Raw genomic sequence first — 25,425 nt, 5'->3', positions numbered from 1 at the left:
TTATTTGACTTTAATAATAACTTCACTTCCTTTAAGGGTTTCGGAAAAGGCCTTTAACCGGACTTCCCCGGCTTGTTTATTTGATTGAATCAGCACCAAACAATATCCGTTGAAAGCGGTACGCTGGCTGGCTTTATCCGGTTCATGGCTGCTGGGGTCACCATTACCAGTACCAATAATTCTTCCAGGTCCTTCAATTGAAAACTTTACCAGATTCCCCGCTGTAGGGACTACCCTTCCTTTAGTATCTTTAATTGCCACCCGAATAACGGCCACATCGGTGCCGTCAGCTTTAAGTTTATTGCAATCGCTGTTCAACGCCACCTGTGCAGCAGCGGTTGTTGTTTCAACAATGTCTTTGGTCTCCAATTTTCCGTTTTTATACCCCCTAGCTTCCAATTTACCGGGCTTGTATACCAGGTTCCATATCAGTTTAGTATAGGGAATTGCCTTTTGCCTGCCTATTCTTTTCCCGTTGAGGAATAATTCCACTTCATTGCAGTTGGTGTAACAATTCACCTTTATGCTGTCACCTTCTTTGCCTGACCAGTTCCAATGGGGGAAAATATGAACTACCGGCTCGTTCGTCCAGGCTGCTTTGTACGCGTAGTATCCGTCTTTGGGGAAACCGCATATATCCATAAACCCGAAATGAGATGTAACGCATGGCCATTGGTATGGAGTAGGTTCACCGCGGTAATCAAAACCTGTCCAGACAAACAACCCTCCAAGATAGGGATATTTAACAATGTCTGCCCAGTCTTCGCCGGGCAGTGGCCCCCAGTCGGGTTGCCATAACCCAAGGTTTGAAACATAACCTTTTCCCCAATCGTTCTGATACTCTCCACGAGTTGAAATGAAACTTGTGGCTTCTGTACAAAACTCTACCCGGTTGGGATATTTTTCATGATCTTTCACATATGCCAAACCCTTGTCTCCGTAATTATATCCCACAACATCTAGCACATCGCTATACCCGCCTTCGTTCCGTCCATGATTCATGGCAGCAGTCACAGGTCGGGTTGGATCGATTTTATGAGTAATGTCAACCAGTGTTTTCAGTATCCTCGCTCCCGTTACCGTGCCTTGTATCCATTCTTCATTTTCCATACTCCACATAAATACGCATGGATGGTTACGATCCCGGTATAGCATGGCTTTCAAATCCATTATCCCTTCTTCAGAACTCGACAACATACGGTTTTCGTCCAATACAAGTAAACCCATCCTATCACACATATCCAACAGTTCGGGAGTGGGAGGATGATGCGAACAACGATAAGCGTTGCTACCCATTTCTTTGAGCAATTTTAATTTGTATTCATTTATTTTATCCGGAAGGGCTACTCCAATCCCGGCAAAATCCTGGTGGTTACAAGTACCCTTCACCGGATAAAGTTTTCCGTTTAGAAATACCCCATTTCGGTTTATTTCGATTGTCCTTACCCCAAAAGGGGTTTCGTAATTATCAATAACAATCCCGTTTTCAGAAACTTCACTCAGTACCCTATAAAGGTCCGGGGTTTCAGGTGTCCAAAGCAAGGGCTTTTGAATAACTCCTTTTTGTGAAAGCTCAGTTGTGCCAAATGGCTCAATTACCTGAGATGAAGTTTTTGTGTCAAGTACAACTCCTTTATTATCGATAATCTTAGAAATGAGTGTAATGTTTTTAACTACGCCGTATTCGTTTTTAATATTGGTTTTTACGGTTACCACGGCTTCATCAGGCGAAACTAAAGAAGTAGTAACATAGGTGCCAAACCGGTCAACATGGAGTCTGTCGGTTTTATTGAGCCAAACATGCCGGTAAATCCCACACCCTTCGTACCACCAACCTTCATATTCAGTGGCGTCAACCTTTACCAAAATAACATTTTTGCCTTCGTTACCGTAACGCAAAACATCTGTCAAATCATAATTTGAAGAAGTGTAGCCGCTTTGGTGGTTGCCGATGAGCTGACCATTGACCCAAACAGTACTATTTCTAAAAATCCCATCAAACTCTATGGATATCTTTTTACCCTTATCGGTTCCGGGTATTTCAAATTCTTTTCTATAAAAGCCAGTCCCGCCGGGCAAATATCCGCTGACAGCCGGCGAGCTCCCGATGGATTTATCATTTACAAAAGTCCCCTCTACACACCAATCATGCGGAAGATTTACTTCCTTCCAGTCTTCGGGTTTGAAAGCTGCTGCTTTACCGACATCGGTATAAGCAATAATGGCTTCTTTATTCGTTTCAACTTTGACATTGATATCTGTTAAACCACCATAACCGGCAGCTTTTACTGCCCGTTTGATAGCGATATCGCCTTTGTGGAACTGCCAGCTGAAATCAAAATTCTCCTTTGTCCTTGCAGACCGTGGATTTGAGTTGTTTTGCGCTGTTACATTCATAGAAAATAAAGCTAAAAACAAGAAGAGCGCAATCTCCAAACGCAATACTCCAGGCACCCGATTTTTAAAGTTTTTATTTGTATTCATAATTTTAGCGCTCGTTGGTGATCACATTTACTTCGGCATACCCTGTATTATCATTCCCCTCTGTATTCTTCAAAGCCCTCAATTTGATATAGCGTGCCTTTTCAAGCGTAAATTTTTTTATTTGCATCAATGGGTTGTTTTTGATATTGGAGAACTCTCCTTCGTTAACCAGTTTCCATTCTTTATTGTCGGGCGAAACATAAAATTGATAATTGGTGATAATGCCAGGCCCCCATAAACCAGGATCGGGTAAATACTTGAATCCAGACAAACTTTCTTCTTTTCCCAGGTCGATCACCAAATCAACCGGCATTTTTTTATCCTTATTTTGATGCCATACTGTAGAAGGATCGCCATCTAAAATCGCTTTAGCTTTTTCCTCGTCTACTCCTAAAATTCTCCAATCTGCACGAGGCAGGTCAAATTTCTCCTCGACTTCAGGACTACTTTTGCCTGTAGTAGCATCGCTGGCGATTGCCTTTATGTCCAATTTTCCGTCAGTTTGAAATGGACCGCTATATTTTTTCGAATTCAGGGTCGGCGTACTTCCATCCAATGTGTAATAAACTACGGATTCTTTGTCTGCCGGGGTTATAATTATTTTACCGGATTGATCCCTGATAATTGTCGGAGCCGTCAGGATCTGCGGCGCATCATAAACACCAATATTGGAAATAAGAATACAACTTTTTGAGTCCGTAATATTTAGTCGAACCTTTGTTGCCCTCACACTCGGGAAAGTAAGAATACGTTTGTACCCAATCGTAGTCGCGTTGGCTACCTCTTTCCAACTGCCATCAACCAGTGCTTCTACTTTGAATGCCTTCACCCGTTGACCCAACGGGATATATTCCTGCACCAGGAAACGATTGAATGTAGTTGGCTTGCCCAAATCGATGGTCAACGAAGCACTTTTTATATTGTCGTCTGTTGCCCAGTAAGTGTTTTTATTATGATCAACAGCTTTGTCGGCGCCAAAAGCCTTACTGCCGCCACGAACATTAGAAGCAGTTGCTTTCTTTATTTTAGCCAGGTCTACGGCAAACGCTTCCTTAACCGCTTTCCCAAATTCCAAAGCTGCTTTTTCATCCTTTTCATTGATCAAACCATTAGGCATAATGGGGAAGTTAAGTAGGAAAGTGGCATTACGACCGATGGAATGATAATAAGTGTCCATGAGCTGAGGTAACGTTTTTACCTTGGTGTCTTCGCCCGGATGATAAAACCACTCCGGCCTGATGGAGGTATTTACTTCAGCAGGCACCCATGCGTTACCGCTTTCCAAACCGTAATGTAACATGTTCCAGGTTACTTCGCCTGTAGCATTGAGCAGGCTCCAATTGGTCTCACCCACATAACCAGCTTCCGTTCCTACCCAACGAAGGTCGCCTCTGTCGCCACCATCATTCCAGATTATACAATTTGGCTGAAGTTTATGAATAAGAGTATAAGTATTCTTCCAGTCATAATAGGTCGTCCGTTCAATAGTACGGGTTTCATTAGCCCCGCCGTAATAACCCGACCCTCCGTTAGCACCATCAAACCATACTTCGAAAATGGGGCCATAATTAGTCAGCAGTTCCGTGAGCTGGTTCCTGAAATAGGTAATGTATTCCGGCTTGCCATAATCCGGGTCGTTTCTGTCCCAGGGTGATAAATAAATGCCCAATTTCAAACCATATTCTTTACAGGCGTCGGCCATTTCCCTCACCACATCCCCTTTGCCATTCTTCCATGGTGAATTTTTAACCGAATACACTGTGTATTTTGATGGCCAAAGGCAAAATCCGCAGTGATGCTTTGCGGTAATGATGATTCCTTTCATACCGGCTTGTTTGCAGATCCGTGCCCACTGACGGCAGTCCAAATCCTTTGGATTAAACAGATTCACATCTTCGTTACCATACCCCCAGGATTGATCGGTATAGGTATTCAATGAAAAGTGCACAAATGCATAGGATTCCATTTGTTGCAAACGGAGTTGATTACTGGTTGGGACCGGACCAACTGGTTTTGGAGTGTTGATTTGAGCATTGCAAAACACTACTGGGCATAAAGAAAAAATGATTCCCCAAAAAAAAATTCTATTCATAAGTTCATATTTATTACTTTTTCATTTCAATATTTTGTTTCAATTGGTGTTGGTTGCGAAAGACCCCTATTTCGGTATTTTTCCCGGTGGTGGCGCCCCGGGCTTCAAGTAGATCTTTAAGATTGGCGACCTGCCTGCGATTAAAAGCGAGTATGACATCATTGGCCTGAAGAAATCCCGATGCGGCCGATCCTTGGGCAACGGAGAGAACCAGCACACCTCTGATCTGATCCATACCGGTCGCAGATTGCTCACCAGCTGTGTTCAGGTTTTTCAGTCTGGCACCCATAAATTCGATGATGTCATCTTTACTCAGCTTATTAACGGCCGCGACCGACGGGAAGGCTATTTTTTTAGCCATGGCTTTCAGCTGCACAGAAACAACGCCGAAACTATCCATGGAGAAATTCCGGAAACCTACGGACAAGGCGGCGGCACCCTCTTTTACCCGAAAATCTCCGTTTTCGGGATCCTCAAAGGATAGAGGGCCGTATACGGAATGTCCATCCGTACCGCAGGACCGGGCCTCAGCCAGTGAACCGGAATCAGGAAAAGCGTTATAATCGATTTCCTTTCCCCAGGCGGAAATACCGATAGGTAAGTATCCCGCTCCAACGATATTATAGCGAAATATATCCTGGCTGTTTTTGAACCATACATGGGGATGGAAAGTATTATTAATCATAATATTGTTTTCAACAACACGCTTTACCCCTTCCCGAAGCTTGATTCCCCCGTTTAAGCACAGATTGTTGGTAATAATATAATTACTGGATCCATCATCCAGGTCAATATCCCAGCCGTGGTCACAGCGGAACCGGTTGTTACGAAGGATGATCGGCTTCACAACATCAAGGAGTGCTATGCCGGGGTTTTCGGCAACAATGGAATCAAGCTTTTTTTTATCCGCCTGCCAGTAACGGTCACGGCCCCAGGAATTAAAAGAACCATGGTCCCCGGTTTCCTTTACGGTATTGAACACATCGTTATACTCGATGATATGTCCTCCCCAGGTTCCTTCACTTACGTTGATGCCTGCACGGGGCACATCGTAAATGGTATTATGGCTTACCGTGATATCCTGGCACATAGATAGCTCTACCCCGGCTGATTGTTTTTCTACATAGCCAAGGTCAAACATCAGGTTATCATAAACCTTACAATCTTTTGGATAATTGTTGTTTTTTGGCCCAGGTGTACGGTCAATTTCTGACGGTGGTACGAACTCGTTATATTCAAAGCTGGGCGAACGTACGGCACCCGGGTCCCCGACAAAACAAATACCGCTTGCGCCAATTTCGGAAATCCGGCACCCGGATATTTCACAACCACGGTTGAATTTGCTAAAAAAAACAGCGTTGTTGCCCAAATCATGCAATACACAATTTTGGAGGCGGCAACGTACCGCGCCCTCGAACAATACTGCCCCGCCCCGGTAAATTGTCCAGTCGCTGCGTAGCAAGGGCTCCTTGTTTTGCATAAAGGTGCGCACTGTCTCTGTTAATGTAAGCCCGGAGATCGTAATGTTTTTAACGGGCTTTTTCTCCGTGCCCCTGAATTCAAATAAATGGGCTATCTGTGGTGTTTCAAACTTTGCAGTTTTTAAATCAAGGCCTTTAGGGGGTAAATAATATAAGATTTTCGTTTTCTTGTTATAATACCATTCGTTGACCGTATCTAATTCTTCAAAAACATTCTCTGTATACCGATATTTTTCATGCATGCCCGAACGCCGGTTATTCTGCCAGCCTCCTTCCAGTGTGGGTTGACCACTCGTGTCTTTCCCGGTAATGAGATAATGAAAATCACCCCATTTGGCACTGTGAAGGGCATGCACATACCCCCCTGCTGGCGACTTCCATCTTGCAGCCCGTTCTTTGCTGATGGCATCTGCTGCTGTACCACTGAGAAACTGGGCCGACGGGTCATAATTCGGGTAACGGGCCATTCGTTGCAATTTCCCGTTCACAAAGAGTTCATCAAAAACAAGATCATGAACAACTTTAGCCTGACGGATACCGCTTTTATATACCGTCCAGTTCAAACGGCCCAATATGGCGCCACCGCTTATGATCACCTTCTGATGGTTAACACTCGTCAAAGTCAGTGGTTCATTATCCTTCCTGGAATCGGCATAGGTAAACACGACAGGCTTACTCAAATAATAGGTGCCTCCGTAGAGCTTGATGAAAACCGCTCCCGAAATTTTCCGCGCCACGCTCAATGCACCATTTATGGAAGCAAATGGCTTACTTTCCGTACCAGGATTATTATCATTACCACTGACAGAAACATATAAATTAGTTTGTGCACTGCTGCTGACGGGCCAGAGGAAAGCAGCAAATAATACCGATATTATGATTAAGTTCTTAATGTTCTGCATTTAACGCTGTTTAAAAATGATCTCTTTCAATTACTTAATGAATAAAACTCAATCTATTTTACTTCTATGAACTCCGGCTCGTAGGGTGCTATCGTAAAATTGCCGGTATAACTTTTATCAAAAAGAATACTCTGGGATTTCCCATTCATTGCTATTTCTTTGGGGTCACCCGTTAGGTTCAGGTATAAAAAGTGGTTCCTGTCGATTTGTCTGGCCATAACGCCCACCGGTACCTGTGGCCCTTTTTTCATATCCAGTTCATCAATCAGTTTATCGAGCAATGGGCTCAATACGTCGGCGCTTGCCGGCAAGCCGACATAAATTGCCCTACCTTTACCGTATTTGTTAGCGGTAATAATCGGGTAATCTTTATCAAGGCTGGTTATACTTCCAAGAATTTCAGCGCCTTTAGATTGGATAACATCATATCGGCTTGATTCAGTTCCAATAGTTTTCCCTTGATAAATTAATTGAATTTTTTTGCCTCTCAACGACGTACGGGATACTTCGTTCATCTGCTCTGTTTCTTCATAACCGGCTACCCGTATTCCGAATACATCGCTTAAACGCCCCGGATGGGTGGACGCAAATACCTTCCCGGTTTCGTCAACCACAGCGGAGTTACTCGTCATAATAACAGTTCCGCCATTTTTTACAAAATCCCGGATTTTATTGGCAGTGGCTTCATCCATTACAGTTACACCGGGTACAAAAAGCAATTTATACTTTAATGGGCTTTTACTGATCTCAACAACACTTGCATCCATATTACGGGTATAAAACAGATTCCAGCAGCTCTGTAACTGTTGGTCCTGCGCCTCAGGGAAAGAACTACTAGCTATCTGACTTGGAAACGAGAATGCTAAGCCAACTTCCGGGCTGAGCTTGTATGGAAAGTATTTTTCGATCTTTTTAAACTCTGTTGCTATCTTTTTGTATTCTTCATATTTACGGTTGGTAACTCCGTCCCAATCAAGCATCCCTTCGAGATATTGCTCTTCGCCCGACCACATACTTTGCCAGGTCCATCCGCAAACCGCTTGATTACCGTACATCAGCGTGGCATAGGCCGATTTTCTAATCGAATTGGGAACAGCCGTCATCGTAGTAAACTCACTGCACCAGAACGGGGTTGTACTTTCAAACTGAATACGGGCAATTCCGAACAAGGCATTCATCACCCCCCAATTGGTAGTTAAAGAATTACCAGGATAAAAGCCGGCGCCTTCCCGGGACATTTTGCCTGAATAAGCCATCTCTGAATAGTCAAAATATTTCAACGAGCTGTAGTACCAGGCATTGGTATTAGTTAGGGCATTGGGTGCGTTAGTATTAACCACTCCAATCACTTTAAAGAGTAAATGGTTAACTTCGTCAGAAATAAAACGCCTGAAATCCAATATTTTCTCGGGGGCTCCGTTCTTTTCACCTGTCACCGGCAGTCCAACTTCATCAAATTGGTTAATTCGTCTGGACCACCGTTGTGTAGCCCAAGCTTTGTTAAAATTGTCCAGGTTCGAATACTTCTTCGTCAACCAAACGACGAACCTCTTCCTTACCGTTTCTGAGTACGAAATAGGGCCATCGCCTGATTCATTATCAATACCAAAAGCCAGCAGAGCGGGATGTTTGGCATAATGTTTTGTAAGCGTATCCGCATAGCGGATGGCATATTTCTGATACATCGGATCACCTACATCATCCATGTAGCGGTGGTTCGGATATTGCGCATTGCCCCCTGGGCTGGTAACATCAATGGAAGGATATTTATGGTGCAACCAAATGGGTGCCGGACGAATAGCAATATCCAAAATGACCTTGATACCTGCTTTATTCATCATGTCCATCACAAAATCAAACCATTGAAAATCGAACCGACCTTCAGCAGGTTCATAACTGTCCCAGGCCAGGTGGCCCATCCGAACTACTTTGAATCCGGCAGCCTTCATCAACCCGATGTCTTTTTTTATTTTTTCCTGGTCTTTATCATCGTGAGGATGATAATTGGTTCCCACGTATAATTCCTGAGCTTTAACCGACAAGGTAGCAAGCAACAGCGTTGAAATTATCAAAAGCTGTTTGATTCGTATTTTCATTTATTTAACTGATATTTTTACTGTTTTTGAAATATTACGTGATGAATTACCTAACTGCAGACAGGAAGAAGCATAGCGGTCAATAATTGGTTCTCCAATTAATTCATTATAGGGAATTGGTAAATCAAATTTAGCTTAAAGGATGCCCCCAATATTTAATTTAAAGGGACTTTATTTTATACAAAACCGACATTTGTTTATTATTGCAACAACGAATTAAAAGGATACTTATGAATTAAAAGTGCGTTAAGGCATACATTTAAATTATTAAAAGTAGATCATGTTTATCCCAAAATCAAACCATTGAAAATCAACCTTACCTTCCGAATGTTCATAACTGTCCCAGGCTAAATTGCCCGTCCGAACTGTCTTGAATGTGGCAGCTTATCCTATTTATCTAACTGAAATTTTTACTGTTTTTGAAATATTGCGGGATGAATTACCTAACTGCATAACGAATTCGCCGGCTTCCACTTTCCATGACTTTTTCGTTTCATCATAAAAAGCCAGATCTCTGACCTTTACCTGCATTTCAACTATTTTCGTTTCGCCTGGCTGCAGAAAAACTTTTTGAAAAGCTTTTAATTCTTTTTCAGGGCGCAAAACCGAACTACCGGGATCGCTTGCATACAATTGCACGACCTCGGCACCATAACGGCCACCCGTATTTTTAATCACGAATTTTGCATGAATGGTGTCGCCTTGCCCATAGCTTTTCTTGTCCGTCGAAAAACTGTCAAGTGTAAAACCGGTATAAGAAAGTCCGTATCCAAAAGGAAACTGGGGCTGTATCTTTTTTGTATCAAACCAGCGGTAACCCACCAAAACATCTTCCTCATAATTTACTTTCAGATCTTTTCCAGGATAATTACCCAAGGCATGAGCAGGCGACTGGTCCAGCGTGACCGGTATGGTAAAAGGTAATTTACCGGATGGATTTACTTTTCCACTTAATACATCAGCCACCGCGTTGCCGGCTTCCATACCGCCATACCACGACCATAGAATAGCAGGCACCCTGTTAACAATGCCCGCTAATTTTACAGGAGAACCGGCTACCATGACGACAACAGTATTCGGGTTTGCTTTGGCCACCTCCTGGATCAAAACCTCCTGTCCATAAGGCAGGTCCATATTTTGGCGGTCAAAAGATTCCGTATCAAAATCATGGTTTAAACCACCAAAAATAATCACCACCTCTGATTCCCGGGCAACCTTCACAGCCTCCTGAATCAATTTCCAATCCACATGGTCTGAATTTGCCTGGCCCCCGTTACTGCCTTCTTTGAAAGTAGATTGTTTTTCATATCCCTGAGCAAAATTTATTTTGACCTGAGTGCCGAACTTTTGTTCAATGGCCTGCAGGGGCGTTATTTCATATAATGCTTTTATTTCCGAACTAAGCCCCCCTGAGCAATGTTTACGGGTAGCATTATCACCAATGACAGCGACTGATTTTATTTTACTGAAATCGATCGGTAGTAAGTTGCCTTTGTTTTGAAGCAATACCGCGGCTTCGACCGCTGAATTATAGGCTGCCTTTCGATGCTCCGGTGTATTCATTTTTCCTTTTTCCCGGCTGCCTTCATCAAACATCTTTGTCTTGAACATGACACGCAGCACATTCGCTACTTTTTCATCAACTACCGATAGCGGCACCTTTCCTTCTTCTACTGCTTTTATTAGGGGATCGGCGAAATACCATTCGTTGTAATCTTTTTTATCGGTGCCCATTTCCAGATCAAGTCCGCTTAATGCAGCCTTCACGGTCGTATGCGCCGCAGCCCAGTCGGTCATTAAGACACCTTTAAATCCAAACTCCTTCCGAAGAATTTGCCTGTCGAGGTATTCGTTTTCCGAGCACCAGTCGCCCCTGAATTTATTGTAAGCAGCCATTACCGTATAAGCCCCGCCCTCAGTGACAGCAGCTTTGAACCCTGGCAAATAAATTTCCCGTAAAGCCCTTTCGCTCATATACACATTGATAGAATCACGGTGTGTTTCCTGGTTGTTAGCTAGCCAATGTTTGACGCTCACCGCCACATCTTTGGACTGCAGGGCCTTGATATAAGCAACGGCCATCCTTGAAATCAGTAAAGGATCTTCACTCAGGTATTCGAAATTTCGGCCACAAAGCGGCGAACGGATAATGTTGATACCAGGTCCCAGTAAAACATCTTTTTTTCGAGACCGGGCCTCCTCACCCAACACCAGTCCTTGTTTAAAGGCCAGTTCAGGATTCCAGGTGGCGGCAAGGGCTGTTCCCGGAGGAAAACAGGTGGCAGAATCGGTTGTCCAGCCAGAATATGCCCAGTCGTCCCTGTTAATTTCAGCGCGCACCCCATGTGGTCCGTCGCTCAGCGCCCATTCGGGAATACCTAGTCGCTTTATCCCGGAAACATAAAACTTAGAATTTGCATGCAAAAGGCTTACTTTTTCCTGCAAAGTCATCTGGCTGATCAGGGAGCGGATTTTTTCTTCCTGGTTGCCATTATTCAGACTGTGCTGTGCGTTTGCCACCCCTGCCATCAGCAGTGATAAAAACAGTACACAGCTGCATGTTATCTTTAGTATTTTCAACTTTGGTATTAATATATTCATGGGTTAGCTTTTTTTAATCAGGTTTATCAGGACAACATCATTCTCCCGGATATTAAATTCGCGGGAGTACACAGTATTGGGTTTTATTTCAATGTCCTGTTTGGCGACAGGCGAGCCATTTTCTCCTTTTAACTTTTCGACTTGCTGCCTGTTTAACTGGCCCGGCCTGCCCATATCCAGATAGCTGGTATAGGCATCGTTTACCCGATAACCTACTTTATAAATTTCCAGGGTATATTTTCCGGCAGGTACGTGCGAAAGGTTTAGTTTCACTTTCCCTTTTGGTTTGGCGGGCAAATCCCTGATATAATAGGATTGATTATTGACAGAATCAGGTAACGTATAGGTATAGTCCCACAATAATGCCTGGATATCCCCTTTATCATTTTTGCAAACCCATGAACGGGTGTCGGTACTGGCCAATTCAGTGCTTCCAAGCTTATTCATAAGTTGATAAGCATAAAAAGCAGGCTTGTTGATGCCTTGAATGTTGAGTAAACCAAAACCTCCATGAAAAGGTGTAAACCGCGGGCCGGGTTCTTCAAAGACATCGGTAAAAACCCAATACGACATGGAGTTGGCCGTATTGCCAACTTGTTTTAGTTTTTCCAAAATATAGGCTGCCTCGTGGTAACTGTCATGCACAGGATCTGCGGGGGTGTAGGATGAGCTCCATTCCGTATAATGCAGTTCCAGACCGGGTATCGCGGATTGCGCAATTTGTTTACGGGAATTTAATACATCGCCACTTACGGCCAATGAATCTTTACTTAGTACCGTGCCCGAATTACCATACTCATCCAGAAAGCCTTGTTTTACGCCATAAGAATGTGTGCTGATGAAGTCGATGGGAACGTTATTCTTGCTGCAATGGCTGATCATCTCGGGAACCCATGCCGCACCCGCAGTGCCCGGCCCGCCTACCTTGTATTGAGGATTTACCCCTTTAACCGCCTTGACAGAATAATCGTAGAGTTTGAAATAATCCGCCTGCGTTCCAGTCCAGAAACCGGGGGATAAATTAGGCTCATTCCATACCTCAAAATACCAGGTCTTTACCTCCTCTGCACCATACCGTTCTGTAAAATGCTGAACAAGGTTGCTGATAAGCGCCTCCCATTTATTATAATCTTTGGGCGGGGTAACATTACCCCGCCACCAGAAGATTGTCTGGCTTCCACTTGCCAGGGCATTGGGCATAAAACCCAGCTCCACAAAAGGTTTCATACCAATTTTATGCAGAAAATCAAACAGCGCGTCTACATACATATAATTATATTGAGGATTTCCTTTTGCGTCCTCGGTATACACCGCCATATCGTCAGTGAGCAATCCATGCATCCGGATATATTTAAAACCGCATTGCTTTCTTACATATTCCAGTTGCTGCTGCCAATCGGCACGCAACCCTTCATTTGCCCTGCCCGCACCTACACAGGCGTTAAACATGGTATTAAGCTTACCCGAGCTTTTGTTAAAATCCACATTGATCGCCCTTTGGCCATTGACATTTGCCAAAAAAACGAATTGCAAAAGCACCAATGCCCCAATTATTTTTTTCATTTGTTTATTTATTCTTAGTAAAATTATTCTGTCCACACGAGCACACCCGATGGTTTAAGTATCTTCTCCCCTATTAAAACTTTCGCATTATCTGGCAGCTTTACCGTGTAATTATCTGATGAATAGTTTAATGCCGTATAGAAACCATCGCGCCAATACACAAAGACCCCGGGAGGGTAGTCCTCCATTGTGGCACCGGCATCCTGATAAATCTGCCTCAATACATCCTTTTCTAATTTTGAGTCATCGGTATCTACACCGATGTAGGTGATATCGCCTTTGCCGATCCGGTGCTTTACAACGGCTGCCTTTCCTTTATAGAACTGATTATCATAAGTGCCCAACACTTCTGTAGTATTATCCGGCACCAGTAAATCCCCCCAGCTATGCCAGGTATAATGCTTCGCATTCATCAGTATATCGCCTTTACCATACGACGAAAGCATATCTGTCTGGCTTATATGGGCACCAATCAGGTTTGAAATGGGCATAGCGGTCTCTCCTTCCCAAAAATGGCCCCTGCGATCTTTGGTAGCGGTCCGGCAGGTAATGATCAGATGGCCGCCCCTTGCGACATAGTCCTGCCATTTTTTCACCAGTGCAGAGTCAACCATTTCATAGGCAGGAACGATGACGAGCTTATACTTTGACAAATCTGCTGTTTCCTGAATGACATCGACGGGCGCTCCCAATGACTTTGCCGTTTTAAGGAATTTTACCGGATAATCCCAGGTATTCCATTGTTCTGTCTGTTTTTGCCTGTCAATGCTCCAGTAATTTTCTACATTCCAGAGCAACGCGGTCGACCTCGCGGCCAGCTTTTCCGGCATCTTTTTACCGGATGTAAATTGTCTCCGTAGTTCTGTTATCTCTTTCATGAACTGCATGTAGTCTTTACCGCCCTGTGAAGGCGTCACGCCATCAGTTTGTATCACACCTGCATGATATTGTTCTGCACCATATAGGATTTGACGAAAGCGGTAAGAACAGGCGATCTTTCCCCCAGCCGCAAAACTATGATACAACCATAGGCGAACCGTGCCCGGTAAAAGCAGCGGGTTATAGCTTCCCCAATTAACGGGCCCCGGCTGAATCTCCATAACCCCTGATACACCACCCACAGATTTGTAATATTCCGCTGCAAAAAGAACAACATCGCTGTTACCTAAACGGAAGCCTGACTCACCAATATTATCGCTACCGCCGTTTGGATACGCCGTGTAGGCTGCAAAATCCAGTTTCCTGGTACGATTAGGATCTGAACCCGTACAAACAGCCGTATAGTTGGTTGTAACAAATTGCGCCTTTGAAATGTAATTGCGTAAAATGCCGGCCTGAAAATCCAGGAATCCGGCTTGTGCGTCCGCTGAATATCTTTTAAAATCCAGCAAGGCATGAGGATTATTACCCCACCAGCCAACGAGGTTCGTATTCGGTATGATTACCTGGTCAAAACTATTAAACCACTGGCTCCAGAAAGCTGCTCCCCAGGCCGTATTTAAGCTATCAATGGTTTTGTATTTATTCTTCAGCCAGGTTCTGAATGCGTCCTGCGACGAGGGACTATAATCAGGGACAGCACCGGGTTCATTATCAATTTGCCAGCCGATCACATTGCTGTTCTGACCGTATCGTTTGGCCATTTCCGCTACGATTTTTTTGACATAGCCGCGAAATTTTGGATTAATAATGGACTCCAGTCCCCGCGTACCATTCTCAGCGCGGATATAATGACCGTCCATAACAAAGGTCTCCGGATAGTTTAACCGCATCCAGGTTGGGGTGGTCGCAGAAGGTGTACACAGCAATACCTTGAGATGATACTTGCTGCAAAGGTTCAGCACCCTGTCCAGCCAGGTAAAGTCAAACCGTCCTTCCTCGGGCTCCATTTTAAACCAGGCAAATTCGGCCAGGTGGACAAACTCAAAACCCATCTCTGATACCTTTTTGATGTCACGTTCCCATTGGTTTTCACTCCAATGTTCCGGATAATAATAGATACCGGTAGTTACCAGATCCTTTTCCGGGAAAAACCGTTTGACTTCCTGCGCTCTTAACGCAGCGGAAGGAATTAAAAGACTTACTATAAATAGGATTATAAATTTTCTCATCTGAGGCTGTTCGTTTTTTCTATAGTAGTTGTAGCTCGTTTCATATTCATTTTTCATTCAGCATGATCAATAATGTCATCCCTATAAACTCGGAAGATTTCGCAATTCTGCTATCCGTAATGCTGCCGCTATCATGTTTTAATCCATGATAGCGGCAGCGTTGTGTGTCATAGGTATTGAAAATAATTTGCAAATCCTCTGTTCATATTTTAGTTGGCACCCGCGTTGAGGGATCTGATCGTACGCTTATCTTTTATTGTATAATTTCGCCTGTCCAAAGCGCCGCCTGTGTCCCAGAAAAAAGGCAATATCCCATTGGCTTTCGCGTGTTTGGTAATATAAGTTAGCCAATAGTCCACCGCGTCATTATGCGTTGCCGGATCCAAAGGCGTATGTTTGCCGTTGTCGCGCCGGTAAGCACCATACTCGCCCAGCAGGACAGGAATTCCCTTATCGGCGAATTTCGTCTTCATCTTACCGAACGCGGCATCTACATCACGCTCTTCACCCCAGGTGGCATTGCGGTCAGGTTCTCTTGCAGAATGATGACCAGTCCCCCAGTAATAGAATATTTTGCCCCAGTTAGCGTCGCCTTCCATCAGGCAAAATTGATAGGGCGTGTAAAAATGTACCTCCACCATCATCCGTGCCGCCACCTGGTCCCTGGGAAGAGTAGTCATCAGGTCATTGGTCTTATCGATATCTGTTGAAGGGCCCTGAACGACCAGCACTCTGTAGCCGTTCCTGCCGCCGGTGGACCGCACCGCATTGATAAAGGTCTGATGATAGGTATTAAGTATGGCCATTTTTTCCGCATTGTCCGCGGGTGGTTCGTTAGCACCGGCAAACATCAGGTGTTCATCAAAATCGCGCATCGTTGTGGCGATTTGCTCCCACAATGCCTTTTGCCGGGCATTGACAGAATCTTGCATAGCTGTATTAATGTTGCCATCTAACCAGCCGCCATCCCAGTGAATGTTGAGCAGGACGTACATATCATTTTTCACGCAATACCCAACCACTTCTTTTACCCTTTTGAGCCAGTTGGGGTCTATTTGTTCAGTCGCCTGGTTACTTAAGTGCTTCCAGTTCCAGGCGCATGGGATGCGGATGGCATTAAATCCCTGCTGTTTTACGAATTTTATATAATCTTCCGTAATAACAGGGCTACCCCAGGCTGTTTCGTCGCCCGGGGCTTCAAAAGTATTGCCGATGTTCCACCCTAACCTGATTTTAGCGGCGAGCTGAACAGCATTACTACTCATTCCGGTTGAGTCAGGATCCTTTGGCGAGGTATTATAAGAAGGATAGATGGCGGTATTGTTATTATCAGCCCTTTTGACTGAAAAAAAAGATATGACGGTAATTAGAAAAAATAATGTTTTAAAAGAATGCTTAGCTTTCATTCGGCTTATGATCTTCTATAGGTAAAGTTTTTGTTTTAAATATCGTTCGGATGATAATCCAGTAATAGCCACGCCCGATGTGTGCAAACATCGAACGTGGCTTTACCGTGTAATTCAGCGTGCTTAATGAAACTTTGCGCCTGAGCCAAATTTATCTACGCCTGCGTTTACGCCAAGTTTTACAGCATTCAATGTTGCCGTGTCTCCTACAATTGTGGGCCCTTGCGGAACCCCGTCCTTACCTCGACGGTCAAATATACCTGCCCATAAAAACGGTATTACGCCATTTGCTTTGGCTTGTTGTGCAATATAAGCAGTGAAATGCGTCGCAGACTTTAATGCCAATAGCGAATCGGCTGGATAACCTGTTAATTTACCAGCGTGATAATTCGACGCATATTCGCCCATGAACAATGGAATGCCCTTATCAGCAAATCTTGCTTTCATGGTGTGCATTATAGAGTCTACATAAGCTTCTTCATTCGCAGATGTGCAATTGCGGTCCAAAAAATTCGGATTTGTTGTATGAAAGTCTTTTCCCCAAAAATACAGCTCTTTACCCCAGCTTGCGTCGCCAGGTATAGTACCTGGACCTCCTAATATGCAAAACTGCGACGGACTATAATAGTGGAACTCAAGCATCATTTTATGAGGCGTAGGATCGGTAGGTAATGTTGGTATTTTATATACATTAGTCGGATCAAGATAAGCGTTAAGCAAATCTATTGATGTAGAAGGCGACTGAATAACTATAGTACGATAAGTGTTTTTTCCACCTGTTCCACGCACCGCATTAATAAATGATTGGTGATAACGCATTAACGTAACCGTTGTTGGCACATCACTCGCATTAGGTTCATTGGCACTGGCAAACATCAAATGTTCGTCAAAATCGCGCATATAAGTTGCTACTTGTTCCCAAATTGCTTTGTGCTTAGCATTAGCGGTATCCTGTTGAGCACCGGTTTCACTACCGGGATCATAATGGATATTGATTGTCACATACATATTGTCGTTAATACCATATTGAATTACTTGTTTTATACGCGCAAGCCAGGTCGGGTCAATTTGCATCGTTTTCGTGTCAATAAAATGTCCATCGTATCGAATAGGTATCCTTACCGCATTTACACCAGTTGATTTTATTAAATCAAACATTTGCTGGGTAATTGGCGGGTTTCCCCATCCGGTTTCGCTACCCGGGGCTTCCATGGTATTATAGAAATTCCAACCGTAGGTAATATTTGCAGCTATTTGCGAAGCAGTGCTACCCATGCCAGTTACATCAGGTGCTTTAGGTGATATATTATAGGATGGAAAAATCCGAGCATTTTGCATTACGGTAATTCGCCTGCTTTGACCATTAGACGAGCTCACATTTAAGAGCACCGACCGGGTACTGCCTGATGAATTTGCCGCCGCCGTAACTTTAATGGCCGCATCGCCGCTATTACCCGATATTTTGTCTAAATGCAACCATCCGATGCCCGTAGTATCAACACTCCATGCCGCATTAGTGGTAAATGCCAAAGCTGCGGTTCCACCGTCTTCCGGTATAGCCTGCGTTATATTAGATAGCGTAAGCTCCGGGGAAGCTGTCCCTGTTTTTTTGCAAGAAACGGCGGCTATAATTACAATAGCTATCCCCAAAATCCTATAGGCCGCCTTTATTTTTATTTTTTTCATATTAGTTTCGTTTTATCGAAAAAAAGTAATCTTCTAATTCGTTTAAAAGCGCCACAGCAATATGTCGCTGTGGCGCTTAGCTTATTTAATTTTTACAACTCTCAAATTATCAACAGCGCCATAAAATCCGGCTGCCGAAGTACCATAGTTATGTATATACAATGTGCAAGAGGTATTTCCGGATGTACCCGTTAAATCGGAAATTTTGGATATGGAAGCTCCCATACCCTCGCCAAGCGTTGGATCTGATGCACGGAAGGATGTTAAAGGAATAGTTACTGTTACCCACCCTTTTGTAATGTACGGTGCCGTGGTAGTAGCGTTTTTTTGCCATGGTTCCCATCGGGCTATATAGCCCCCCACTCCACTTACAATATCAACTGTGGTACCATTCCAAGCTTTTGGGATACTTACTTCAAATTTAAATGCCCAATGACTAGCCGAGTCAGCAATATTGGCCTTAGGCACCCATTGTGCTCCATTCATGGGTATGTTAGTACTCCACGGCCACCCGTCGCCTTTGGCCAACCCACTAATATCCAATACAAAATAGGTACTTGAATTGCCAGAGAAATTTGGATCGCCGTTAGTTTGTTTGCCAGCACCCCAGTATTGCCAATTAAAATTACTATCCCAATTTGATATTGAACCTGTTGCTACATCGTTTACATTGTACACGGTAGTAGCAGTGCCAAACTCTGTAGTAACAGATACTGGCCCACTGCTCGATAATGCAGGTAAAACAAAACCAATAGCTTTTCCATTACTTAATGCTTTATAAGAAGTAATTGTAGTGCCGGCAAAAACAACCTTTTGAATACTTCTAAGATTGGTACCATATACATAAACAGAATCACCACTTAGGGCATTTTCGTTAGAAATACCGGTAATGGTTGGTGTGGCAACTATCTTGAACGCCGCTGAACCACTCTTTGTAGTTACTAATACCTGATCGGTGGTTTTGACCGCCGGCATAAGAAAACCAATGAATCTTCCATTAGTGTCTGTTTTAAACGAGGAAATTACACTTCCCCCATACGAAACGCTTTTAATCAATACCAAATCTGTACCAGTAACATAAACCGAATCGCCCGGTTGGGTAAATACATCGGATATACCGGTAAGGGTTGGGAGCATAGGCCCCAATTTAAACGAAAACGTTGTTGAACCTCCAGCTGTTTTATAAACCAAAGTATAGAGTTTCGTGGTATCAATTTTCGCATAATTGATAGTTGGTACCTGTACCACCGCGTTGTTCGGTGCAAATAAGGCAACGTTAAATTTTGCAGGGACCCCATTAAAATCGATTTCTGTTGCATTTTGCAAATTATGCCCAACTATAGCCACATATATTCCACCATTTCCATATATGGAGGCACTACTTTTAGGATCCCCATTACTCAATACGATATCGTTGGGTGACGGAACATAAAGTCTTACGCTGGTAACAACAGGAGCGGCGGCGCCGCCGCTGTCGTTGTTCTTCTTACAAGCAGGGAGTAAAGCCACTATTGCAAAGAAAAGCGGCAAAACGCACAAGCTTAAGTATGATTTTTTTTTCATAATAATATTTTTAATGTTTTTAATTAATAATAAGGTACCGGAGGTGCTGCCAATTTGGGGTTAGCTCCCAACTCGGACGCCGGAATTTGTAATGTAAATGCACTGATAGTGGCCGGTAGCGCAGATGGCGCCGCAGTAGTATCTCTTGTAGCTATGCGCGTTTTAGGATCATAACTAAACGTCTGTCGGCTGTGAGTGGCATCCTGATCATTAAGCAACTTCACTGCTGCAATCGGACTATAAAAAGAATACCTAACAAGATCTACCCAATATTGTCCTTCAAAAGCAAATTCAACTCTTCTTTCAGTGCGTAGTGTAGCACCGTCCAACACCGTTACAGGATCCACACCTGCCCGTGTTCTCACTTTGTTAAAATACAATAGCGCGTCACCATCGCTTGTAGTACCATTGTTACCCAAAATGGCTTCGGCATATACCAGATACACATCGGCCAATCTAAGTACCGGGTCATGTTCGATGGATGACCAATAATCCATTGTTGGTGAACTATTATCTATTTCGTTGCCAATAATGTGTTTTTTCATACATATCCCGCCTGCTTTATAACCACCACCTGCAGCATTCAATTCGGGATAATAATCTCCGGTGAGCATAATGGTAGCTTTGCGCCGTACGGTATCTTTAGCAGAGTACATCTTATACAAATCCCAGGTTGGTGATAAAGCATTCCATGCACCATTTTTTGTAGGATTTATATCGTTACTTGGTGAATAGGTTAAATAGGTATTACCATTTCCGTAACCCACACCTGGGGCCCATTGATAGGCAAATAATGATTCGGGACTATCGTTGTTTTGCGTTTTGAAAAGATCATAATAGCTGGAAAACAATGCTAATCCACTGTTTTTACATACATTGGCTGCATATTTTTTTGCACTGTCCAGTAAGGCCTGGTTGCGTATTCCTTCCGCCTTGCTGCCCACCCCCGACATTGTTAAATACGCTTTGGCCAGCATTCCTTGCGCTGACCAAGTGGTTACCCTGCCTTTATCGTCTTTTGAAGGAAGATTTTGCGCGGCATAGGTTAAATCGATAGTAATAAATTTAAATACATCCGCAATAGTGTTACGATAAAGCAGGGGGTTCTTTATTAACTTGGTGTTATCCTCAATAATAGGTACGGCACCCCAGTAAACAGCGAGGTGGTAATAAGCTACCGCGCGCAAAAACCTTGCTTCGGCAAGAGCAGCATTTTTGCTTGCCTGAGGTACAGATGCCGATGCTGTTTGCTGTATGGCATTAATAACATTATTGCATTGACCGATCTCAATATACAAACCGGCCCAGCCACTTTGCAAAACGCCATTTTGTGCTGTGATTGTACGAGTAAAAAGCTGCACAAAATCGCCGTTATAGTTTTTATAAGCAGTTCCGCTCAATATATCGCCTAACGGTATAACAGCACCATTATGCCATTGCCACCATGACGCGCCGCCGTACAAGCTTGCCGTAGCCAGCCTCAGATCGGCGGGGGTTTTGTAAAAGTTTGTCGAACTAATTTGTGAGGTGGACGGACGATCCAAAAAACTCTTTTTGCATCCGGCAATCGCCGCTCCAAATAGCAAAATAATTATGATTTTATTAATTGGTTTCATGATTTTTCTTTTAAGAATTGGTGATTGTTTTATTTGCTAAAGGTTAGGTTTGCACCAATAGTAAATACGCGTGGCAGAGGATAATTCCCCCCATCCCAACCTACCTGAAGGGGATTCCACCCACCTATTTCAGGATCCATCCCTTTATATTTTGTGATTACAAATACGTTGGATACATTAGCATATACTCGGAGTGAATGCACAAATATTTTCGATAAAACACTTTCTGGCAAACGGTAACCTAATGTGATATTTTTACAACGCAGGAATGAAGCGTCTTCGATCCACAAATTAGAAGGCCGATCATTATAATTGGTTTGATCGTTTCTTAAACCGACAACGGTTGTATTAGGGTTAGTAACATACACATTGTTAACATCGGATGACGAACCTTGCGGATTTATCAAAGCCAATTTTGCGTAATTTAATACATCGGTAAAATAGGCAGTGTTATTTTGTGAACTGGTTTGTGATACACGCAATTGATTGAAAACTTTGTTGCCATAACTGCCACTGAAGAAGATATTCAGATCAAAATTTTTGTAGGTAAATGAGTTATTGATCCCATATTGGAATTTAGGGATCGGCGAACCCAGGAAAGTCTGGTCTTTGGAGTCGATAATACCATCACCGTTCAAGTCTTTATACATACGGTCGCCGTACCAAATACCACCGCCACTGGGAGAAATCGGATACGGGTTTCCGGCTTGATCAGCAGATCGGGCATGGGTTTGAAAATCACTTGGTTTTGAAAATATGCCATCGAATATATAGCCGTAAAATTCGCCGATAGGTTTACCTACTACGGTTTTTTCAGCTACACCTCCAAGAGCACTCGCTGTTAAGCTGGCGTCATCACCGCCGGCACCTAAACTAAGCACTTTGTTCACATTCCGCGATAAGGTAAAATCACTTTTCCATATAAAGTTTTTGCGGGTAATATTAGTAGTGCCGATATGGAAATCAAACCCCCTATTGCGAACAGAACCAACGTTTACATAAGGTGCGGTCATGGCCCCAGGCGAGTAGCCCGCGGTAGTACCGCTATATTGAGGAAGTGGAATTTTCAATAAAAGTCCGTTTGTTTCGCGGTCATAAACATCTAATGAAAAGTTTATGCGGCCGTTAAAAAAAGATGCATCAAGTCCAGCATTATAATAATTTGTTTTTTCCCAGGTTACGTCTGGATTTGCCAAATTGCTTTGATACTGCGAAGTTCCTGATAACCCTGTAGCAACGGTTTTAAGTTGAGTTGCATAAGTGTTGCCCGGTATACCCTGATTGTTGGTAAGCCCATAACCCAATCTCAGTTTCAATTCATCTATAGCCTTTACATTTTTCAAAAATGCCTCGTTATTAATTTTCCATGCAAATGCTCCTGAATAGGTAACAGCCCAATTATGGTCAATCGGAAAATTTGAAGAACCATCGTTGCGCAGGTTACCAGTGATCAGATATTTATCATTCCAGGAAAAATTAACACGGCCAAAATAGGACTCGGATGCACTGCCGAGACCATTATCCCCACTATTTGTTTGAACAGTAGGGTCACCAGCATTAATAGCCTGCACATTATTGGAAACGAAATTTTTTCGCCCGGCACCTACATTTTCGAAAGAGCTTGTATTTGCTTCGTGCCCGCCCAAAATATTGAGGTTATATTTTTTGAAACTATGGTTATAAGTTACGTATTGACGCCATACGGTGTAGACGTCTTGATCCACAGAGGAGCTGGCACTGTTGATAGCGTTGGTAGTTTTACCAAAATTATAAACCGGATTAAAATTATCGTGGGTACCAAACCTGAAGTTACCCGATACTTCTGTCCGGAATGACAGGTCCTTGGTAAACTGTATTTCCGCATAAGCGTTGGTATACGCTTCATATCTTGCAGATTGGCTTTTTGTAATCAAAGCTATCGCTACAGGGTTTGCAACACCAGGTACCCAACCATCTGTGGTGGTAACACCACCCCACGAACCATCCGCATTAGTTACCGGAATATCGGGTGTAAGGCTTAGTGCTGAAGCAATTACACCGCCATCACTGGAAGCTGTGTTCTCACGAACACGAAAAAACTGAAGGCTGGTTCCAATTTTTAACCAGTTAGTGGTTTTATTGTCCAGGTTTAAACGTACTGAGTATCTCTTAAAATCAGATCCAAGTGCTATACCTTCCTGGTCGAAATAAGACCCGGACAAAAAATACTGGGTTCTGGGATCACCGCCGCTTACAGAAAGTGTATGACTTGTCGTCGGCGCTTTCCGGAATAATTCATTTTGCCAGTCGGTCCCCTTACCTAAATATTGCGGATTGGCTAATTCGGGTCTTGCACCGAAGCCCCAGGCTTGGGCACGAGCATTCATAAAGGTTGCATACTGTTGTAAGTCCATTGTAGGAAGCCTCGAACGAATTTCCTGATAACCGGTATAAAAATCGTAACTTACTGTCGGTGGCCCTACTTTACCTCTTTTTGTAGTAATAACAATAACGCCATTGGTAGCCTGCGAACCATATATGGCCGTTGCAGATGCATCTTTTAATACATCGAGTGATTCGATGTCGGTAGGGTTGATACCACTTAATGGATTGGAACCTGAGCCAGGATCGTTTACCGGAGGAATAATAACACCATCTATTACATATAGGGGCGAATTAGAGCCGGTTATTGACGACACGCCACGTATTTGAATAGACACACCACCACCAGGCTGACCTGATATCTGTTGCACCACTACACCTGCTACTTTTCCCTGCAGGGCCTGGTCAAAAGTAGTCGGTTGGGTTTTACGTAATTCGTTCCCCGATATGGAACTTATGGAGCCCGTACCATCTTTTCTTGCGATCGGTTTACCATAACCAATAACCACTACTTCCTCTAAGTTACTGGATGTTGAATTCAGCTTGACGTTAATTTTGTTGCTTTGTTTAACGGTTATTTCCTGAGATGTATAACCTAAATAGCTAAAGACAAGTATATCGCCCGGTTTTGCTATTACTACATAACTACCATCAATAGCAGTCGAAGCTTTGGTTTCTGTTCCTTTAACTTTAATGTTTACTCCCACCATCGGTTCGGAATTGTCGGCCTTTGTTACCTTTCCGGAGATATTGACGGTTTGGGCGTAGCCTGAAAGACAGAGTAACATGCCTGCAATAAATAACGAAATGTGATATCTCATTCTCTTTTGTAAATTTTTATCCATTTTGCAAAGGGATTTTAAGGTTTGATAATTGGTTCATTGTTGTTTTGGTTAGTAATGAATAGTTTTAATTCTTATCTATATCAATAGGGTTTGGGTTTATATAATTCCAAGGCACACCAGTACTCAATAACGACCGTTTGAATCGACTTCATGGATAAGTTTCTGCGCATCAGTCCGCTCGAACTACCAGCATAAAAGCTAAGCAAGCCATCAGCCTGTTTACTCGGTCACGAAAAATTAACTATTGGCTTATTGATAATTGGTGGAACATCGTTCAAAGGTGTTGTGAGTTAACTCATCGCCTTGAGGCTTTATTCCGAGGAGTGAAACTATACTAACTCAAACTACAGGACATGGCAGAGTTGACTAAAAATATAGACTAAATGTTCAATTAATTATAAACAACTGAAAACAAGATATTTACATATACAATAAACACCTATAACTTCCAGAATTCACGAAAACTCAGGCTTAAATTAGATTTAGCGACTGCAGGATTCGGAAGAAGGAGCAGCTATTTGTAAAAACCAGAATGAGTGTTGGTTATTCTTGTTTTCTTTACATTGGAATTTAAATGAAAAGGCCGTCGATCTGAAATCGGTTAATTGTCCTCTGTCT

Annotated in this window: 12 protein-coding genes; all 12 read right to left on the bottom strand. The window is 43.3% G+C overall.

The window, feature by feature from the left end; genetic code table 11:
* The 12 genes from galA to BLR84_RS04865 all read right to left on the bottom strand — a co-directional run bounded on the left by galA (position 1) and on the right by BLR84_RS04865 (position 24,783).
* Positions 1-2,484 carry a beta-galactosidase GalA gene (gene galA, locus BLR84_RS04920; RefSeq protein WP_090465132.1) on the bottom strand — a complete coding sequence of 828 codons (2,484 nt, stop codon included), beginning with the start codon at positions 2,482-2,484 and terminating at the stop codon, positions 1-3.
* A gap of 4 nt (positions 2,485-2,488) precedes the next feature.
* Positions 2,489-4,450, bottom strand: a complete 1,962-nt coding sequence (locus BLR84_RS04915) for a discoidin domain-containing protein (protein WP_255366857.1) — start codon at positions 4,448-4,450, stop codon at positions 2,489-2,491.
* 139 nt (positions 4,451-4,589) lie between these two features.
* Positions 4,590-6,959, bottom strand: a complete 2,370-nt coding sequence (locus BLR84_RS04910) for a PDZ domain-containing protein (RefSeq protein WP_090465124.1) — start codon at positions 6,957-6,959, stop codon at positions 4,590-4,592.
* Positions 6,960-7,012: 53 nt separating this feature from the next.
* Positions 7,013-9,055: a beta-galactosidase gene (locus BLR84_RS04905; protein WP_090465120.1), complete on the bottom strand. Its 2,043-nt coding sequence runs from the start codon at positions 9,053-9,055 to the stop codon at positions 7,013-7,015.
* 393 nt (positions 9,056-9,448) lie between these two features.
* Positions 9,449-11,656, bottom strand: a complete 2,208-nt coding sequence (locus BLR84_RS04900) for a glycoside hydrolase family 3 C-terminal domain-containing protein (protein WP_090465117.1) — start codon at positions 11,654-11,656, stop codon at positions 9,449-9,451.
* 3 nt (positions 11,657-11,659) lie between these two features.
* Positions 11,660-13,219 (bottom strand): GH39 family glycosyl hydrolase, encoded by a 1,560-nt coding sequence (locus tag BLR84_RS04895; protein ID WP_090465114.1) that lies wholly within the window; start codon positions 13,217-13,219, stop codon positions 11,660-11,662.
* Between the two features lie 23 nt (positions 13,220-13,242).
* Positions 13,243-15,330, bottom strand: coding sequence for a beta-galactosidase (locus BLR84_RS04890; RefSeq protein ID WP_090465839.1), 2,088 nt, complete (start codon positions 15,328-15,330; stop codon positions 13,243-13,245).
* 209 nt (positions 15,331-15,539) lie between these two features.
* The gene (locus BLR84_RS04885) at positions 15,540-16,736 is read right to left on the bottom strand and encodes a glycoside hydrolase family 5 protein (RefSeq protein ID WP_090465111.1); all 1,197 of its coding nucleotides are present in this window, start codon (positions 16,734-16,736) and stop codon (positions 15,540-15,542) included.
* A 123-nt stretch (positions 16,737-16,859) separates the two neighbouring features.
* Positions 16,860-18,422 (bottom strand): cellulase family glycosylhydrolase, encoded by a 1,563-nt coding sequence (locus BLR84_RS04880; protein WP_090465107.1) that lies wholly within the window; start codon positions 18,420-18,422, stop codon positions 16,860-16,862.
* Positions 18,423-18,503: 81 nt separating this feature from the next.
* The gene (locus tag BLR84_RS04875) at positions 18,504-19,985 is read right to left on the bottom strand and encodes a glycan-binding surface protein (RefSeq protein WP_090465104.1); all 1,482 of its coding nucleotides are present in this window, start codon (positions 19,983-19,985) and stop codon (positions 18,504-18,506) included.
* Between the two features lie 23 nt (positions 19,986-20,008).
* On the bottom strand, positions 20,009-21,601 hold the full coding sequence (locus BLR84_RS04870; protein ID WP_090465102.1) for a RagB/SusD family nutrient uptake outer membrane protein: 1,593 nt from the start codon (positions 21,599-21,601) through the stop codon (positions 20,009-20,011).
* A 29-nt stretch (positions 21,602-21,630) separates the two neighbouring features.
* Complete coding sequence (locus BLR84_RS04865; RefSeq protein ID WP_255366856.1) at positions 21,631-24,783, bottom strand: SusC/RagA family TonB-linked outer membrane protein; 3,153 nt, start codon at positions 24,781-24,783, stop codon at positions 21,631-21,633.
* Positions 24,784-25,425: the final 642 nt, after the last annotated feature.

This window comes from Mucilaginibacter sp. OK268 (assembly GCF_900103125.1).
Classification (GTDB): domain Bacteria; phylum Bacteroidota; class Bacteroidia; order Sphingobacteriales; family Sphingobacteriaceae; genus Mucilaginibacter.
This window is presented reverse-complemented; position numbering and strand designations above follow the sequence as displayed.

Coding starts and splice junctions, on each gene's coding strand:
- galA (WP_090465132.1), bottom strand. CDS start 2,484: ATGAATACAAATAAAAACTTTAAAAATCGGGTGCCTGGAGTATTGCGT.
- BLR84_RS04915 (WP_255366857.1), bottom strand. CDS start 4,450: ATGGAATCCTATGCATTTGTGCACTTTTCATTGAATACCTATACCGAT.
- BLR84_RS04910 (WP_090465124.1), bottom strand. CDS start 6,959: ATGCAGAACATTAAGAACTTAATCATAATATCGGTATTATTTGCTGCT.
- BLR84_RS04905 (WP_090465120.1), bottom strand. CDS start 9,055: ATGAAAATACGAATCAAACAGCTTTTGATAATTTCAACGCTGTTGCTT.
- BLR84_RS04900 (WP_090465117.1), bottom strand. CDS start 11,656: ATGAATATATTAATACCAAAGTTGAAAATACTAAAGATAACATGCAGC.
- BLR84_RS04895 (WP_090465114.1), bottom strand. CDS start 13,219: ATGAAAAAAATAATTGGGGCATTGGTGCTTTTGCAATTCGTTTTTTTG.
- BLR84_RS04890 (WP_090465839.1), bottom strand. CDS start 15,330: ATGAGAAAATTTATAATCCTATTTATAGTAAGTCTTTTAATTCCTTCC.
- BLR84_RS04885 (WP_090465111.1), bottom strand. CDS start 16,736: ATGAAAGCTAAGCATTCTTTTAAAACATTATTTTTTCTAATTACCGTC.
- BLR84_RS04880 (WP_090465107.1), bottom strand. CDS start 18,422: ATGAAAAAAATAAAAATAAAGGCGGCCTATAGGATTTTGGGGATAGCT.
- BLR84_RS04875 (WP_090465104.1), bottom strand. CDS start 19,985: ATGAAAAAAAAATCATACTTAAGCTTGTGCGTTTTGCCGCTTTTCTTT.
- BLR84_RS04870 (WP_090465102.1), bottom strand. CDS start 21,601: ATGAAACCAATTAATAAAATCATAATTATTTTGCTATTTGGAGCGGCG.
- BLR84_RS04865 (WP_255366856.1), bottom strand. CDS start 24,783: ATGAGATATCACATTTCGTTATTTATTGCAGGCATGTTACTCTGTCTT.